This window comes from Rhodococcus pyridinivorans (assembly GCF_900105195.1).
GTDB lineage: Bacteria > Actinomycetota > Actinomycetes > Mycobacteriales > Mycobacteriaceae > Rhodococcus > Rhodococcus pyridinivorans.
This window is the reverse complement of the sequence record NZ_FNRX01000002.1, coordinates 621,010-637,381: the sequence shown is the minus strand read 5'-3', so window position 1 is coordinate 637,381 and position 16,372 is coordinate 621,010. Positions and strand designations below refer to the sequence as shown.

Below are 16,372 nucleotides of genomic sequence, written 5' to 3'. Positions count from 1 at the left end.
GGTCCTCCTTGTCGTCCGACATAGAAAAGGTAGCAGACTCAATGATTGACTTTTTCAATCGTTGATGTTTTTGTGTGATTAGTGTCATCGACAGAGGAGCCTCACATGGACTTGAACAATAAGGTCGCCGTTGTGACCGGTAGCGGGCAGGGCTTGGGCCTGGCGTACGCCAAGGATCTGGCACGTCATGGCGCAGCCGTCGTCATCAACGACGTCAACCAGGAAACCGCCGGCAAGGCGGTTGCGTCGATCCGCGAACTGGGCGGACGCGCCGTCGCCGTGGTCGCGCCTGTTGGACCGACCGAAACCGCGCAGCTGCTTGTTGCCACCGCGGTCCGCGAATTCGGCCGACTCGACATCATGGTCACCAACGCCGGCGTCCTTCGCGACACCGTGCTGTGGAAGATGAGCGACGAGGCCTTCGATTCGGTCGTAAACGTGCATCTGCGCGGCACTTTCACGTGTGTCCGCGAAGCCGTACTTCGATTCCGGGAGCAGGGTACGGGCGGCCGGATCATCTGCATCGGTTCACCCGCCGGACAACGGGGCAACTTCGGGCAGACCAATTACTCCGGCGCAAAAGCCGGCATCGTCGGGATGGTTCGCACATGGGCGCTGGAACTGCAGCGCGCGGGCATTACCGCCAACGCCGTGTGCCCGGTTGCAGTCACCGCCATGACCGAGACCGTGCCGATCTTCCGCCCCCACATCGAGGCGGCGAAGGAGACCGGCACTCTTCCGGCCTTGCTGCGTCGTGATATCGGTATGGGCACTGCTGACGATGCCGCCGGCATCATCACATTCCTCGCCAGTGACGAAGCGGCCGCTATTACCGGCCAGGCCTTCGCCATTGGTGGCGACCGCGTCGCCCTGTGGACTCACCCCCAGCTCAACGGCATCAGTTATCACGACAATGGTTGGTCCGCCGAAGATCTGGTCGGCGAATGGCCCGTGCTGTCCGAGCACCTCGAATCGGTGGGCGAAGAGTTCCCCGCCGAACTGACCGGCGCGAAGTGACGCAACGATGACCACCCGCTACGAGTACGCGATCGACTTCGATGCGATCGAAGCCGTCGACGTTCATACCCATGTCGAAATCGACGGATGCGGACACCGCTCCCTCGACGACGAGCTGATGGCCGCTTCGGAGAAGTACTTCAAGTCCGGAGAGGAACGCACCCCGAGCATCGAATCGATCGCAGAGCACTACCGGCAACGGAATATGGCAGCGATCGTGTTCACCGTTGACGCCCACGCGGGAAGTGGACACTCCCCCAACTCCGTCGAGGAAATTGCCGAGAAGGCTGCAGCGCACAACGACGTCCTGATTCCCTTCGGTTCCGTCGATCCGTGGCAAGGAAAATCGGCAGTGCGGCGGGCGCGACGGCTGGTCGACGAGTTCGGGGTGAAAGGCTTCAAGTTTCATCCGAGCATGCAGGACTTCTCGCCGAACGATCGGCGCTTCTATCCTTTGTACGACACACTGAGCGAAACCGGGGTGCCCGTTCTGTTCCATACGGGGCAGACCGGCATCGGCGCCGGACTTCCAGGCGGACACGGAATCAAACTCCGATACTCCGATCCCATGCTGCTCGACGACGTCGCTGCCGACTTCCCCGACTTGACGATCATCATGGCACATCCCGCAGTTCCCTGGATTGACTCGCAGATCGCCATTGCCACCCACAAGGCCAACGTCTATATCGATCTGTCCGGCTGGTCCCCCAAGTACTTCCCGCCGCAGCTCGTCCGAGCTGCGAACACGATGCTCAAATCGAAGGTGTTGTTCGGCTCCGATTTTCCTGTCATCCAGGTCGATCGCTGGATGAAGGATTTCGCGAACCTCGAGATCAAGCCGGAGGTCCGTCCTTTGATCTTCAAGGACAACGCCCTCCGTGTTCTCGGCGTCCAGCGCCCCTGACCTGTCGCCCCTTCCCCAATTCCAGGAGAATGCTATGACCACCGCCACCACCACTAGCGTCGCCAATCTGACCGAACTCGCCCAGCTCGAGGGACAGATCCTCGGTACGAGCTCGTGGATCACGATCCCTCAGGACCGCATCAACACTTTCGCCGACGCAACAGACGATCATCAGTGGATCCACGTCGATCCGGAGCGCGCGAAGGCCGAAAGCCCCTTTGGGGGTCCGATCGCCCACGGATACCTGACTCTGTCGCTGATCATCCCGATGTGGGAGGAAGTGTTGAAAGTCGACAGCGTTACCATGGCCGTCAACTATGGCCTCAACAAGGTGCGCTTCACCAATCCCGTGCCTGCCGACGGTCGCGTGCGCCTCAGCGCCACCTTGCAGAAGGCCGAGCGTCTGCCCAAGGGAGGCCTGCAGATCACCGTCGACGCCCAGATCGAACTCGAAGGCTCCGAACGTCCCGCTGTCGTCGTCGAGACCGTATACCGATTCTTCGAGTAACCATCGAACCCTCCTCCCTCCCACAACAGCGCGCCGGCATTGCACCTTACGGTTTACCCGCGGGTGTCCCTGTCACAATCGCCCCAATACCCGAGTCCCGGGGACGCGATGCTGCCTCCAGGATGCATGGCGGCGACCCTGATGACTATCAGCGCCACAAGTACACATCCCCCGAACCAGCCCATTTCAAAAGTGCGGTGCAAGCCAAGCGATCGACCCCGCTCGCGCCGATCAAGCGTAAAGCGGATAGCCCGTTTCCTGTTCAAGCGCGGAGAACAGCACTTTCGCTCGCACCATCCCGGACTCATGGATGCGCATACCGGATTGACCGAACAGAGTGAGCCGCCTCACAATTAATGCAAGGAACCCTGATGGTTTTCGGGTTGTCTTCCATCCAGGAACCGCGTTCGGCGCGGCCGCACTGAGCCGGCCGCCAAAGTAAGGAGCAGTCAAGAATGACGCGAACTCTTCCCCCCGGCTTGTCCGAAGAGCAGTTCGATACGGCGCTCGCCCGCTTCCGCGAAGTCGTCGGTGACAAATGGGTGCTTTCCAGCACCGAAGAACTCGAAAACTTCAAGGACCCCTATCCGGTGGGCGCCAGCGAGGCTTACGTCCCCTCAGCGGTGGTCTCACCTGAATCCACCGAGCAGGTCCAGGCCGTGGTACGGATCGCGAACGAGTACGGTATTCCGCTGTCCCCGGTCTCCACGGGCAAGAACAACGGCTACGGGGGTGCATCCCCTCGGCTGTCCGGTTCGGTGATCATCAAGACCGGCGAGCGGATGAACCGAATCCTCGAGGTCAACGAAAAGTACGCTTACGCGCTGCTCGAGCCGGGTGTGACCTACTTCGATCTGTACGAGTACATCCAGAACAACAATCTGAACCTGATGATCGACTGCCCAGACCTAGGCTGGGGCAGCGTAGTCGGCAACGCGCTCGACCGCGGCGTCGGCTACACCCCGTACGGCGACCACTTCATGTGGCAGACCGGAATGGAAGTTGTTCTGCCGCAGGGTGAGGTAATGCGCACCGGTATGGGCGCGCTGCCCGGCAGTGATACCTGGCAACTGTTCCCCTACGGATTCGGCCCGAGCCCCGACGGCATGTTCACCCAGTCCAATCTGGGCATCGTCACCAAGATGGGTATCGCTCTGATGCCCAAGCCACCGGCATCGCAGACATTCCTGATCACCTTCGACAGGGAAGAGGATCTCGAGCAGATCGTCGACATCATGTTGCCGCTGCGTATCAACATGGCGCCCCTGCAGAACGTGCCGGTCCTCCGCAACATCTTCATGGACGCTGCGGCGGTATCGCGGCGCTCAGAATGGTTCGACGGTGACGGGCCGATGCCGGCAGAAGCCATCGAGAAAATGAAGAAGGACCTGAACCTCGGATACTGGAACTTCTACGCCACGCTCTACGGTCCGCCGCCGATGATCGAGATGTACTACGGAATCATCAAGGACGCGTTCAGCCAGATCCCGGGAGCCCGCTTCTTCACCCACGAGGAGCGCAACGACCGCGGCGGCCACGTGTTGCAGGACCGCCACAAGATCAACAACGGAATCCCCAGCCTCGACGAACTGCAGCTGCTCGACTGGGTACCCAACGGCGGCCATATCTGCTTCTCCCCCGTTTCGGCGCCGGACGGACGCGAGGCGATGAAGCAGTTCGAGATGGTTCGCGACCGGGCGAACGAGTACAACAAGGACTACGCAGCCCAGTTCATCGTCGGTCTGCGCGAAATGCACCATGTGTGCCTGTTCGTCTATGACACTTCCATCCCGGAGGTGCGGGAAGAAGCATTGCGAATGACGCGGATCCTCGTCCGCGAAGCAGCCGAAGAAGGCTACGGCGAATACCGCACCCACAATGCCTTGATGGATGACGTCATGGGCACCTTCAACTGGGGTGACGGTGCACTGCTGAAGTTCCACGAGAAGGTCAAAGATGCCCTCGATCCCAACGGCATCATCGCTCCCGGCAAGTCGGGCGTGTGGCCGCAGCGATTCCGTGGCCAGAATCTCTGACCACCACTACGTCCGGTGCGGCGGCCCGCAGAACGTCCGCCGCACCGGAGTTCCACTTCTGCTAATGCGCAGCGGTGTCACCCAGGGCAGTGCGACAGCGACCAAGATATCCGCGGAACGCCTCCCGCTGACGGCCGTTGAGGTCCCGCACCATTTGCTCTTCCAAGGAGCGAATCTGTGTGTCGTACTCATCGAGCAACCGCAACGCCTCGTCGGTGAGGTAGGTGAACATGCGTCGGCGATTGTCGGGATCGACCTGTCGAGCCACCAACCCACGCCGTTCGAGGGCCGCAAGCATCTCCCCCATGGTCTGGGCCGTGACGAACGAGTTACGCGCCAATTCCGCCGACGACAACCCGCCCCGGCGCCGCAACACGGTCAGCGCGGTGTACTGCAAAGCGGTCAGACCCAACGGACGCAGGATCGCATCCATACGAGATCGAATCGCCAGCTCCACCTGCTTGATCGCATACAGCAGAGTCGGCTCACCCATGAGTTCTTCAGCACCGAAGGCATCGGCCTGGGCAGTCGTGACGGTCATCGGCGTACTCCCCGCATCGCGTGCTCGAGGCCGACCATCGCCAACCTCAGGTTTCCTGATCATCTTAAGGCGTTCCCCCTACGCACGCACAGCGTGACCACGCGGTATATGGCACCGGAAGGTGCATCTGCTGAACGGATTTCATTCAGCGGTAAAACGCGGTCTACCAGCTCCACCCGCAGACCACTTGCATTCCTGCAGACCCTCACAGGCTTCCCGGAAGTGAAGGCACAACTATGACTGTCACCGACGACACCACACATATCGTCCGTCCGACGATCGGTCCGCGCCAGTTGTTCATCGACGGGCAATGGCGCGAATCGACCAGCGGCGCACGTACGGACATCATCGACCCGTCCACGGGTCGCACGGTGACCTCGGTCGCCGAAGCCAACGCGGAGGATCTCGACACCGCGGTGCAGGCGGCCCGCACAGCATTCGATGACGGGCGTTGGTCCGGCCTGTCCGGTCGCGAACGCGCCCGTATCCTTCACCGCGTCGCTGAACTGGTCCGCGAACGCGCCGACGAAATCATCGCCGTCGAGTCCGTCAATGTCGGTAAGCCGGTATCACTGTGCCGTCCCGTCGATGTACTCACCACTGCCGAGCAGTACGAGTACTGCGCGGCGCTTGCACAGACAACGAGTGGATCCAATCGTGAGACCCCTCTGCACGCTCATGCCTACACGCGCCGCGAGCCGCTCGGGGTGGTGGGTGCGATTACTCCGTTCAACTTTCCGTTGATTCTGAGCAGCTCGAAGATTGCTCCCGCTCTTGCCGCGGGGAACTGTGTAGTGCACAAGCCGGCTGAGGACACCCCTCTCAGCGCGCTGTTGATGGCGGAAATCCTTACCGAAGCCGGCGTTCCCGCGGGGGTGGTGAATGTGGTGACCGGTAAGGGCTCGACCATCGGTGAAGCCCTTCTGCAGCACCGGGATATCGACAAGATCGCATTCACCGGCTCCACGGGTATCGGTCGACATGCCGCCAGTGTCGCCGGCCAAAACCTCAAACCGGTGACCATGGAGCTCGGCGGCAACGCCGCGCACCTCCTTTTCGCCGACGCCGACGTAGAAAAAGCTGTCGGGGCGATTATCAAGGGCTTCGTGTTCAACACGGGTCAGTTCTGCATGGGAGGACCCCGCCTGTTGGTCGAACGACCACTGTACGAAACCGTGCTGACCATCCTTGGGGAGGCCGTATCCGGTGTACCGGTCGGCGATCCTTTCGATCCGAAGACCGTCGTCGGCCCTATGGCGGCGGACAAGCACGTGGCCAAGGTTGAGGAATACGTCCAGATCGCGCGCGACGAGAACGCCCGGATCGTCACCGGCGGTGAACGTCTGGACCTGGACGGTGGCTTCTACTACAAACCCACCGTCATCGCCGACCTGGACAATGCCTCTCGAGTGGTGCAAGAGGAGATCTTTGGTCCTGTGCTGACCGTGCAGCCGTTCGATACCGAGGACGAGGCCATTGCCCTGGCCAACGGCACCGAGTACGGACTGGCCGCGGGACTGCAGACCGGAAACGTCGCTCGGGCGCACCGCGTAGCAGCGAAACTGCAGGCAGGCATCGTCTGGGTCAACGACTGGGCGATGCTCGATCCTGCAGTTCCGTTCGGTGGCGTGAAGAACTCCGGGTTCGGCCGTGAGTACGGACCGGAAGCCCTCGAGTCCTACACCAAGGTCAAGTCCGTCGTCATTTCCCTCGACTGACCATTCCCCTCTTCCAGGAGCACCCATGACCAGCACCATCGCTGCCGTCGTCGAAACCGGCGGCGCCGAATTCACCCTTTCGCCCGTCGAGCTGGACGAACTGCAACCTCATGAGATCCGAGTCCGGATGAGTGCCGCCGGCCTGTGTCACACCGACCTCGGCGTCGCCTCCGGGACATTGCCCTTTCCCCTGCCCGGTGTGCTCGGCCACGAAGGCGCCGGCGTCGTCGAAGAAGTCGGGGCGAACGTCGGTTCGGTGTCGGTCGGCGACCACGTCCTGTTGTCCTTCACCTCGTGCGGTGCTTGCGGGAACTGCCGTGACGGACATCCCGCCTACTGCGCAACATGGCTTCCGCTGAACCTGGTCGGCGGTGCCCGTGCCGATGGCAGTAGCCCGGTCAGCCGCGATGGTCAACCCCTCGGCGGACATTTCTTCGGACAATCGTCGTTCGCACAACACGCTGTCGTCGACGAGCGCAGTGCGGTCAAGGTCGACGCCGAGACCCCTTTGGAGCTACTTGCTCCGCTGGGATGTGGGGTGCAGACCGGAGTCGGCGCAGTATGGAACGCCCTTACCCCGCGCCCGGGCCACACGATCCTGATCACCGGGGCCGGCGCCGTCGGACTGTCGTCGGTGATGGCGGCTGCACTCACACCGGCGTCCAAGGTGATCGTCGTAGACCGCGTCCCCGAACGATTGAACCTCGCGCGCGAACTCGGTGCCACACACACCATCGACGCCACACAGGTCGATACTGCCGAGGAACTGGTCAAAATCACCGGTGGGGCCGGCGTGGACGGGGCAGTGGAAACTACCGGCAATGTCGGGGTCCTGCGCACGGCGATCGACGCACTCGCGCCGCGCGGCACCGCTGTCATTGTCGGTGCCCCTGCTTTCGGCACCGAAGTCCCGGTCGATGTCAACGCTATGATCCCCGGCCGCAGCATCATCGGACTGACTCTCGGCGACAGTGAAACCCAAGCCCTGATCCCGGTGCTGGTCGATTTGGTGCGCTCGGGTCGGCTGCCGATCGACCGACTGATCACCCATTACCCATTCGAGGACATCAACAACGCCGTCGACGACATGATCTCCGGACGTTCGATCAAACCCGTCCTCAGGTTCTGATCACCGCCCCCGACAAGACGGTATGTAGAACCGAGCCAGATGAGGAGTTTCACCATGCCCGCTGACATCACCGCTGCCGATACCGGACTAGGCAGTTGGCCCCGCCGACGCGCCCGAATCACTCCGCATCGCATTGCCCTCGTTCGCGATAACCGGTCCTTGTCGTATCTCGAGCTCGCTGACCGCGTTGCTGCGCTGGCCTCGGCGTGGTCAGCGGCCGGGATCGGGCCGGGTGATCGCATTGCCTATCTCGGCCCCAACGACCTTCCGGCGTTCGAATCCCTGTTCGCGAGCGGACTTCTGGGCGCGGTGTTCGTGCCCCTCAACACCCGTCTTGCGGCACGTGAAATCGAGTACATGCTGGTCGATTCCGGTGCATCGGTCCTAGTACTCGCACCTACCCATCACCACATTGCCCAGTCCCTGGGCTCCGCGTTGAATTCGGTCGAACATGTTCTTGCCCTCGATGCACCCACCTGTCCGATCCGGTGCCTCGACTACGAACAGTTTCTGTCGAGCGGAGACCCCGCAACCACGTTCGGTGCGGTGGGGCTCAACGACCCGTGCCTGATCCTGTATACCTCGGGTACCACCGGCACCCCGAAGGGCGCCGTTTTGACGCATGGGAATCTGACGTTCAACACGCTCAATCAACTCGCGCACATCGATGTACTCTCCACTGACAAAGCGTTGGCACTAGCTCCGATGTTCCACGTCACCGGACTGAACCAAGTCACATTGCCCACCTTGTTCAAAGGTGGCACGGTGATCCCGGTACAACAGTTCGACGCCGGCGAGGTACTAGCCACAATCTCCAGGGAAGCGATCACCAGTTTTTCCGCCGTTCCCACCATTTTGCAGATGCTCTGCGAGCACCCCGGCTGGCACAGCACCGACATCAGTTCCCTGCGCTATGTGGTGTACGGGGGGTCACCCGTGCTCGAGCGGGTGGCTACCGCGTGGCTCGAACGTGGCGTGCAACTGCTCCAAGGATACGGAATGACCGAGGCAGCTGCGGGGGTCTACATGGCTGTCGCCGAGGGCGCCGCAGACCGGCCGGTGTCGGTGGGATTTCCTCACTTCTACACCGATGTCGCCCTGGCCGGTGCGCCGGGTCCGCGTGCCATCGGGCCGGGTCGATCGGGTGAACTCTTGGTGCGCGGGCCGAACGTGTTTGCCGGGTACTGGAATCGGCCGGACGCGACCTCCGACTCCTTCACTGCCGACGGATGGTTTCACACCGGCGATGTCGTCACTGTTGCCGAGGACGGGTGGACCTCGGTCGTCGACCGCGTCAAGGACATCATTATTTCCGGTGGAGAAAACATCTATCCGGCCGAAGTCGAGGCAGTCCTCGCTCGTTACCCGGGCGTCAGCTCCGCGGCGGTGGTCGGGATTCCTGACGAAAAATGGGGCGAGGTCGGAATGGCCTTCGTGGTCATCGCCGACCCAGCTACCGACGAGGACCATATCGTGCAGTACCTCGAAGAACATTTGGCTCGTTACAAGATTCCCAAGAAGTTCCGGTTCGTCACGGGCATCCCGCGAAATGCCACCGGGAAGATCCAGCGAGCCCAACTACGGGATCTTGCAGCCGCCGACCCCGCCGCGACCGAGTAATCGACACAGAGCCCTTCCTCGTGGTCACCATCGTCTCCTCACCGACGGCTCTGCTCGACCTCGTCGGTTGCGATCTCGGCCCCGGCGAGTGGATCCCGGTTCCGCGGAACGATATCGAGCACTTTGCCGCTGCCACCCACCATCCGTCGTGGAGCTATACCGCTTCCGAATTCACCAACGAAGGTCCATGCGACGAGGGCATTGCCCCTGGCTGCTTCACGCTGGCGCTCCTCATGCCGATGTGGTCGCAGTTGTTGGTGATCGAACGAGCGCGACCTGCAGTACATTTCGGCTTCAATAGGGTGCGCTTCTTGTCTCCGGTCCCGGCCGGATCCAGAGTGCGACTCGGCGCCACGGTAGCGGCGGTAGAGGAAGTGAAGGGGAACGGCTATCAGGTGACCGTGGCCGGTACCGTCGAGTGCAACCGATCGGACAAGCCGGCAGTGGTCGCTGAAATGGTCTACCGCTACTACAGTTGACCGCCCGAGATCCTCGGATCGCCGTTCATTCGGCGCCCCGGGACTTCGAGGTCTTTGCTCACTGTCCCGCGAGGTACAGGGACCCGCGTCGGGACAATTGTCGGGTCGGGCCGGACCGCAGCGCTTCGGACGGACTTTCCCCGAACATCGTGCGGTAGTGGCCGGCAAATCTGCCGAGGTGGTTGAATCCCCACCGGTAGGCGATTTCGGCCACACCGACTTGTTCGGGATCTGCGGCGAGAAGATCGGCGCGAACTCTGCGCAGGCGTATGTCCCGCAGATAGCGCATCGGGGTGGTCTGGAGCGCTGTCTGAAATCCGTGCTGGAGGGCTCGCAGGCTCACCCCCGCTGCAGCCGCGATCTCGACCGCAGTCAACGGCTCGTCAACATGATCTTCGATGTATTGCCTGGCGCGCTCCACCGCGGCGGGAGCCGCCGGGTCGACGGAGGTAACCAGCTGAGAGCTGTAGTCGTGCCGGGCAGCAAGGAGCAGGGCGACCATGACACTCTGCGTCAGGGGTGCCACCAGCAACGGGTGACGGTAAAGCGAATCGGCGTTTCGCAGCTGATCAGCGAGTGCTCGCATCACCATCCACCACTGAAGACCGGGTCCCGAGGTGATGTCGAGGGCGAGGTCGAAGGCGATCGGTTTGCGAATCGGTTTTCCTACGAGCTGTGCGAGCTGATCGTCTACGGCCCGCCGATCGAACTTCACGGCGAGCATGCGGCACGAATCCTCTCCCCACCCCTCAAGCACCGAATTTCGGTCGGCCCGATAAATGGCCGCACGCGAGGGGGTAGCGATCATCCTGTCCGCTCCCGAGCCCGTCTTCAACTGCCCGGTCACGGGTAAGTTCACGTGGTAGGCGTCGCCGAGTTCGCGCGTATCGATTTTCACTTCGGTGTCATAGGACAGCCAGCCCATTGTGACCGGCCCCATCTCGGCGGCATCCAGGCGCATGGTGAACCTGCGCTGGTCGCCGATCACCCGCACCGAGTGTGGGTAGTAGATCTCCCCGCCCAGGCTTCGGGCTTCGTCCACATCGGAACTCACGGCCGACAACGACGTCGAATCACCATCTGCGGTGGGCATAACTATATGAGATCAGAGTCACATCATTAATGCAAGGATTCCTTACAATCCGGGAACGCATGGATTGGCGCTTTGGGGACATATCGCGGCGCGAATCGGATCGACCGGCCACTGCCGCCCAGCCCACACTTGTTCCTATCAGGTGGTTCACATCACACATTCCCAGCACAGCTTCAAAGGAGCGCGAATGTCCGTGCAGCACGATAGTTCCGCGGTAAGCACAACCCCGGACGGATGTCCCGTTTCCAGTGTCACCCACAGCCCTACCGGCTGCCCGGTCTCGTCCCTGGCAGCATCATTCGATCCGTTTCGTGGCGCATACCAGGTCAACCCGGGCGATTCGCTGAAGCTGGCCCGCAAGGAGGAGCCGGTCTTCTACAGTCCCGTACTCGACTACTGGGTCGTTACGCGCTACAACGACATCAAGGAGATCTTCAAGAATCCGGAGCTGTTCTCGGCGGCGATCACGCTCGAACAGATCACGCCGGTCAGTGAAGAAGCCATCGAAATCCTCGACGGGTACGATTTCGCCCCTGGACCGACCATCGTCAACGAGGACGAGCCCATCCATACCGAGCGGCGACGTGCGCTGATGGCGCCGTTCGAAGCCGACGAAGTAGCCAAGCTTGCGCCTCGGATCACCGAGATCGTCAATACCTACATCGACAGGTTCGTCAAGCGCGGCCACGCCGACCTCGTCGACGATCTGTTCTACGAGGTTCCCTGCATCGTCGCTTTGATCTTCCTCGGTGTCCCCGACGAGGACATCGAGACGTGCCGGCAGTTCGGTATGCAGCAGACTCTGTTCACCTGGGGCCGCCCGCCCGCCGAAGAGCAGAACCGGGTGGCAACCGGAATGGGCCAGTTCTGGGAATTCGCCGGCCATCTCGTCGAACGCCTGAAGAAGACCCCGGACGCACCGGGCTGGATCCCGCACGCCATTCGCGTGCAGAAGGACCACCCGGACCTGATCACAGACAACTACCTCCAGAACATCATGATGAGCGGCATTCTCGCCGCCCACGAGACCACCACGAACGCGTCCGGTAACGCATTCCGGACACTGCTCGAGAACCGGAAGGCCTGGGAGCGGATCTGCGCCGATCCCACTCTGATCCCCAAGGCCATCGAGGAGTGCCTGCGCTACGCCGGCTCCGTGGTGGCATGGCGACGGATGACCACAGACGACACGACGGTCGGCGGGGTCGAGATCCCGGCAGGTTCGCGGCTGTTGATCGTCACCTCGTCGGCGAACCGCGACGACTCCGTCTTCCCCGAACCCGACGTCTTCGACCTCGACCGCCCGAATGCTCGGCGGCATCTGACCTTCGGACTCGGCACACACACCTGCATGGGGGCCACCCTGGCGCGCCAGGAGATGCGGATCTTCATCGGCGAGCTCGCCCGACGTCTGCCTCACATGCGCCTGGTCGAAGGCCAGCAATACACCTATCTGCCCAACACCTCGTTCCGAGGACCTGAGCACGTCCTCGTCGAATGGGATCCGGCACAGAATCCCATTCCGGCCGACCGCCCCTGACCAGTAAGGACGACGTCATGTACCGCGTCACCATCACCTATGGTCATCCGACCGCTCCTGCCGAGTTCGACGAGTACTACACCACGACCCATCTGCCCCTGGCAGGAAAGATCCCCGGCGTCCAGCGGTTCGCCGGAGGCAAGTGCGAATCCCTCGACGGCACCGAGCCGGCTGCTTATTTCCTGGCACAGATCTACTTCGCATCCAAGGACGATGCCATCGCCGGTTTCGCTTCACCGGAAGGGCGGAATGCAGCTGCAGATCTTGTCAACTTCGCCAGCGGCGGCGCCTCGTTCTACTTCAGCGACGAGGACATCGTCGTCCCCTGAACACTTCACCCCATCTTGTGGGGGACCGATCAGCGGTCCTCCCCCATCGAAAGGTTCGAAACGTGCCCAGCTTCACTGATGAGAAGGACCTGTTCACCTACGTCGGCGGAATCTTCGAGAAGGCCTACCAGGATCCGGACCTCGGGCCCAAACTGTCCGGCACCGGAGCAGTGCTGCTGGTCCAGTGCACCGACCCCGACAGCGAGGTCGTGCTCGACATGCCCAACAAGAAGGTGTACCCCAGTGTCGCCGATTGCCTGGTGCCGCCGAACGCAACCATGCGTATGAGCACCGACACCGCCAATCGGTTCTGGCAGGGCAAAGTGAACATGACACTCGCCATGGCCAAGGGACAGGTCAAGACCGAAGGCGCGATCATGAAGGTCCTCAAGCTCGTGCCGAGCACCAAGTTCCTGTTTCCCATCTACATCGACGATCTCAAGGCCGCCGGTCGCGACGACCTGCTCGTCTGAGCCATCGCGCACCGCGTCTCCGTTCAAGTTCGAAAGCGAGTTCTCCCAATGCCTTCCCTCACCTACGTCCACCCTGACGGGACCAAGCAGTCCGTCGAGGTACCGGCCGGCAAGCGGATCATGCAGGCCGCGATCGGGGCCGGGATCGATGGCATCGTTGCCGAATGCGGTGGCCAGGCCATGTGCGCAACTTGCCATGTCTACATCGACTCGGCCTGGGCGGACCGCCTGCCACCTGTGTCCGACGAAGAAGACGAAATGCTTGACGACACGGTGTGCGAACGTACCGCTGAGAGTCGACTGTCATGTCAGATTCCGGTCACCGACGATCTCGACGGGTTGATTGTGCACCTTCCCGAAACCCAGGTGTGATGATGAGCGAGCCAGTGGTCATCGTCGGCGCCGGACAGGCGGGCTTCGAAACCGCAACGTCGTTGCGGTCGAAGGGGTACACAGGTGATATCACCATCCTCGGTGACGAGGAGAATGTCCCGTACCAACGACCGCCGCTGTCGAAGGCGTACCTCAAAGGCGACTCCGATCCCGAGTCTGTGGCATTACGTCCACGGGACTATTTCGCCTCACACCGGATCGATCTGCACTGTTCCCGTCGGGTGACTGACATCGACCGGCAGATGCACGAGGTCGAACTCGACGACGGAAGCCGCGTTGGTTACGGCCACCTGGTTCTGGCCACCGGAACGCGTAACCGCGCACTGCCGGTGCCGGGCGCCGGCCTTGCGGGCGTCCAGTACCTACGCACCCTCTCGGAAGCGCAAACCCTGGCCGCAACGTTGCCCTCGTGCACATCGATCGTGGTGATCGGGGGAGGCTTCATCGGCTTGGAAGTTGCTGCGGCGGCACGAACCCGCGGAGTCACGACCACCATCGTCGAATCCCTCGACCGCCCGATGGCGCGGGCCGTCAGTGAAACCGTCTCGAAGTTCTTCGTCGACGAACACGCCCGGCACGAAGTGCAGTGGCGACTGAATACCAGCGTGACAGAAATCGTCGAGAAGAATGGTCGTGCCGGAGGCGTACGAATCGCCACCGGCGAGGTGATCGATGCCGACATCATCGTCGTTGGTATCGGCGTAATGCCCAATACCGAGCTGGCCGAACGTGCCGGCCTTGCTGTCGATAACGGTATCGTCGTCGACCTTCACCTCCTGACCGAGGACCCAGCGATCTCCGCCATCGGGGACTGCGCGTCCTATCCGAACACCGCCGGCACCGGCCGCTTACGCCTCGAGTCGATTCAGAACGCCGTCGACCACGCTCGCTGCGTCGCAAATCGTCTCGTGGGAAACGACCTGCCGTACCAGAGCGTCCCATGGTTCTGGACCGAGCAGTACGCCAGCAAACTTCAGATGGCAGGACTGGTCACCGGATACGACAACACCGTCGTGCGCGGATCCCTCGAAGAAGGTGCATTCTCGGTGTTCTGTTTCGCCGGGGATCGCCTCCTGGGAGTCGAGTCGGTCAATCGAACCCGTGACCACATGGCTGCACGCAAACTCCTTGCTGCAGGCAAGTCACTGTCTCGTGACGAATGCGCCGATCCTGCAGTAGATCTGAAAGCTCTGGCCTTAGCCTGAGCATCCACCACCCGCCTCGTGTCCGACGCTGGTTACGGCACGAGGCGGGTGGCTGCTGCCCACCGGAAGCCAGACTCGGTGCAAGCCGACCTATTCGGTCTCCATTGAACAACTGTTATTCCCTGACGACCGCGGTCGAGCTGCGTCACCGTAGTCAATCACCACGGTGCATCCCGGCGGAACTTCGCGTTCATCTCCGCCTTCATTCATGACGCGTGACCGCGGTGGCCGCGACGAGATCCGAATTCGCCTATCGAGAGGACCGCGATGACAACCACAGCGCCCCCCGTCTACGAACTGATCGTCTACGACGACGCGGACGCCAACCATATCGCCACCGTCGTCGCGACCCTACTGAGCCAGAACCTCGAGAACTTTCCCGACCGGATCGCGATAGCCCGCAAACTGACGCGGCCCGTGTCCATCATCAGTACCGCCACCGACAGCGCCTGCACGGTCGTCTTCGGTGAGCACGCTGCTGCTGTGTACAACGGTATCCTCGGCAGACCGAACGTCATCCTCATCGGTGTCGACGACCACCTCAACGACATTCCTTCACTGCCGATGAAAACCGGAGGCTTGGCCCCGATCGGATTTCTCCGCGCACCCGGACGTCGAGCCCTCAAGAGCATTTTCTCACGCAAACTCGTGGTCAAGGGCTTGCTGACCCACACCGTCAGCACACTGCGGACCTTCGCACTCCTTACAGGAGTCAAGTGATGACACAGGTGTCGAGGCACTACGGTGAAGATGACCGTCTACGGAAGGACCTCGCTCGAAACAGCCCCCACAGCGAGCTCATTGCCGTGATCGATCGTGGCGACTACGTGGCGACGAGCACGAGCCGAGGCACGAAACTCGCGCGTGCCGCGGTGATAGCGACGTTGATCCCGATCGGCGCGTTCTACCTGGCGCCGCGGATCTACGACCTCGTGGCCACTCCCTACCGTCTCGATCAAGCAGTCGTCTCCGCCGACAGCTACAACCCGACCCTGGCGGATCTCGTCGAACACGAGCACGTGACCCTGGCCGCCTTCGAGTCGTTGGACAAGATGAATGCGGCGCTGAACAGTGTTCTTGCCACCGATGCCGCGGTCAGCGCCGAATTGAACACGTTGATCGACCAGATCAACGACGATCTACACGTCACCTTGGACCGCGCCGGCACCAACGTAACCGGTCTCGTGTCCTCACTCGACACCCTGACCGCCCAGGTCAATTCGCTTGATGCCCCGCTCGATGGGGCGACCTCGGCCCTCGACTCCAGTACTTCGGCAATGGAGAAGATTCTCGTCGATGCCCGCGCCACCGCCGCACATGTGCACCGCGCCCGTCTGTCCGCCGAGGAATCAGCCAACGACCTGTCCGGAAAGTAGAGGAACTCCAC

The 16,372-nt window shown here is 61.9% G+C and carries 17 protein-coding genes; 15 read left to right on the top strand and 2 right to left on the bottom strand.

All coding sequences use genetic code 11. The features are described 5' to 3' along the window. The first annotated feature begins 105 nt into the window (after positions 1-105). The 4 genes from BLV31_RS03700 (at position 106) to BLV31_RS03685 (ending at position 4,465) form a co-directional block, all read left to right on the top strand. Positions 106-1,017, top strand: a complete 912-nt coding sequence (locus BLV31_RS03700) for an SDR family NAD(P)-dependent oxidoreductase (RefSeq protein WP_064059988.1) — start codon at positions 106-108, stop codon at positions 1,015-1,017. A gap of 7 nt (positions 1,018-1,024) precedes the next feature. Beyond that, complete coding sequence (gene couO / locus BLV31_RS03695) at positions 1,025-1,921, top strand: 4-hydroxyphenyl-beta-ketoacyl-CoA hydrolase (RefSeq protein ID WP_064059989.1); 897 nt, start codon at positions 1,025-1,027, stop codon at positions 1,919-1,921. A gap of 34 nt (positions 1,922-1,955) precedes the next feature. Then, a complete protein-coding gene (couM, locus tag BLV31_RS03690) occupies positions 1,956-2,429 on the top strand; it encodes a p-hydroxycinnamoyl-CoA hydratase (RefSeq protein ID WP_064059990.1) in 474 nt (157 codons plus the stop codon). A 455-nt stretch (positions 2,430-2,884) separates the two neighbouring features. After that, positions 2,885-4,465 carry an FAD-binding oxidoreductase gene (locus BLV31_RS03685; RefSeq protein WP_064059991.1) on the top strand — a complete coding sequence of 527 codons (1,581 nt, stop codon included), beginning with the start codon at positions 2,885-2,887 and terminating at the stop codon, positions 4,463-4,465. A gap of 61 nt (positions 4,466-4,526) precedes the next feature. On the opposite strand, the gene BLV31_RS03680 is transcribed toward BLV31_RS03685, so the two are convergent. Further along, positions 4,527-5,006 carry a MarR family winged helix-turn-helix transcriptional regulator gene (locus tag BLV31_RS03680; protein ID WP_081263335.1) on the bottom strand — a complete coding sequence of 160 codons (480 nt, stop codon included), beginning with the start codon at positions 5,004-5,006 and terminating at the stop codon, positions 4,527-4,529. 236 nt (positions 5,007-5,242) lie between these two features. Between BLV31_RS03680 and BLV31_RS03675 the strand changes: the two genes are divergently transcribed. The 4 genes from BLV31_RS03675 to BLV31_RS03660 are packed head-to-tail and all read left to right on the top strand — an operon-like array spanning position 5,243 to position 9,952. Continuing rightward, a complete protein-coding gene (locus BLV31_RS03675; RefSeq protein WP_064059992.1) occupies positions 5,243-6,724 on the top strand; it encodes an aldehyde dehydrogenase family protein in 1,482 nt (493 codons plus the stop codon). Between the two features lie 25 nt (positions 6,725-6,749). Next, the gene (locus tag BLV31_RS03670; protein ID WP_064059993.1) at positions 6,750-7,853 is read left to right on the top strand and encodes an NAD(P)-dependent alcohol dehydrogenase; all 1,104 of its coding nucleotides are present in this window, start codon (positions 6,750-6,752) and stop codon (positions 7,851-7,853) included. A gap of 54 nt (positions 7,854-7,907) precedes the next feature. Further along, positions 7,908-9,473 (top strand): acyl-CoA synthetase, encoded by a 1,566-nt coding sequence (locus BLV31_RS03665; protein ID WP_064059994.1) that lies wholly within the window; start codon positions 7,908-7,910, stop codon positions 9,471-9,473. A 20-nt stretch (positions 9,474-9,493) separates the two neighbouring features. After that, a complete protein-coding gene (locus tag BLV31_RS03660; RefSeq protein ID WP_064059995.1) occupies positions 9,494-9,952 on the top strand; it encodes a MaoC/PaaZ C-terminal domain-containing protein in 459 nt (152 codons plus the stop codon). Positions 9,953-10,010: 58 nt separating this feature from the next. On the opposite strand, the gene BLV31_RS03655 is transcribed toward BLV31_RS03660, so the two are convergent. Beyond that, entirely contained in the window at positions 10,011-10,994 is a 984-nt protein-coding gene (locus tag BLV31_RS03655) for an AraC family transcriptional regulator (RefSeq protein ID WP_248846160.1), read from the bottom strand. Positions 10,995-11,232: 238 nt separating this feature from the next. Here BLV31_RS03655 and BLV31_RS03650 point away from each other — a divergent pair, with 238 nt between their 5' ends. From BLV31_RS03650 to BLV31_RS03620, 7 genes are all read left to right on the top strand, one after another. After that, positions 11,233-12,585, top strand: coding sequence for a cytochrome P450 (locus BLV31_RS03650; RefSeq protein ID WP_064059996.1), 1,353 nt, complete (start codon positions 11,233-11,235; stop codon positions 12,583-12,585). A 17-nt stretch (positions 12,586-12,602) separates the two neighbouring features. After that, positions 12,603-12,914, top strand: a complete 312-nt coding sequence (locus BLV31_RS03645; RefSeq protein WP_064059997.1) for an EthD family reductase — start codon at positions 12,603-12,605, stop codon at positions 12,912-12,914. Between the two features lie 62 nt (positions 12,915-12,976). Further along, entirely contained in the window at positions 12,977-13,387 is a 411-nt protein-coding gene (locus BLV31_RS03640; protein WP_064059998.1) for an SCP2 sterol-binding domain-containing protein, read from the top strand. A 48-nt stretch (positions 13,388-13,435) separates the two neighbouring features. Continuing rightward, entirely contained in the window at positions 13,436-13,759 is a 324-nt protein-coding gene (locus tag BLV31_RS03635) for a 2Fe-2S iron-sulfur cluster-binding protein (RefSeq protein ID WP_064059999.1), read from the top strand. A gap of 2 nt (positions 13,760-13,761) precedes the next feature. After that, positions 13,762-14,985, top strand: a complete 1,224-nt coding sequence (locus BLV31_RS03630) for an NAD(P)/FAD-dependent oxidoreductase (RefSeq protein WP_064060000.1) — start codon at positions 13,762-13,764, stop codon at positions 14,983-14,985. Positions 14,986-15,252: 267 nt separating this feature from the next. Then, positions 15,253-15,705 (top strand): hypothetical protein, encoded by a 453-nt coding sequence (locus BLV31_RS03625; RefSeq protein ID WP_064060001.1) that lies wholly within the window; start codon positions 15,253-15,255, stop codon positions 15,703-15,705. Next, positions 15,705-16,361 carry an Mce/MlaD family protein gene (locus BLV31_RS03620; RefSeq protein ID WP_064060002.1) on the top strand — a complete coding sequence of 219 codons (657 nt, stop codon included), beginning with the start codon at positions 15,705-15,707 and terminating at the stop codon, positions 16,359-16,361. Before BLV31_RS03625 ends, BLV31_RS03620 begins: the two co-directional genes overlap by 1 nt. Positions 16,362-16,372: the final 11 nt, after the last annotated feature.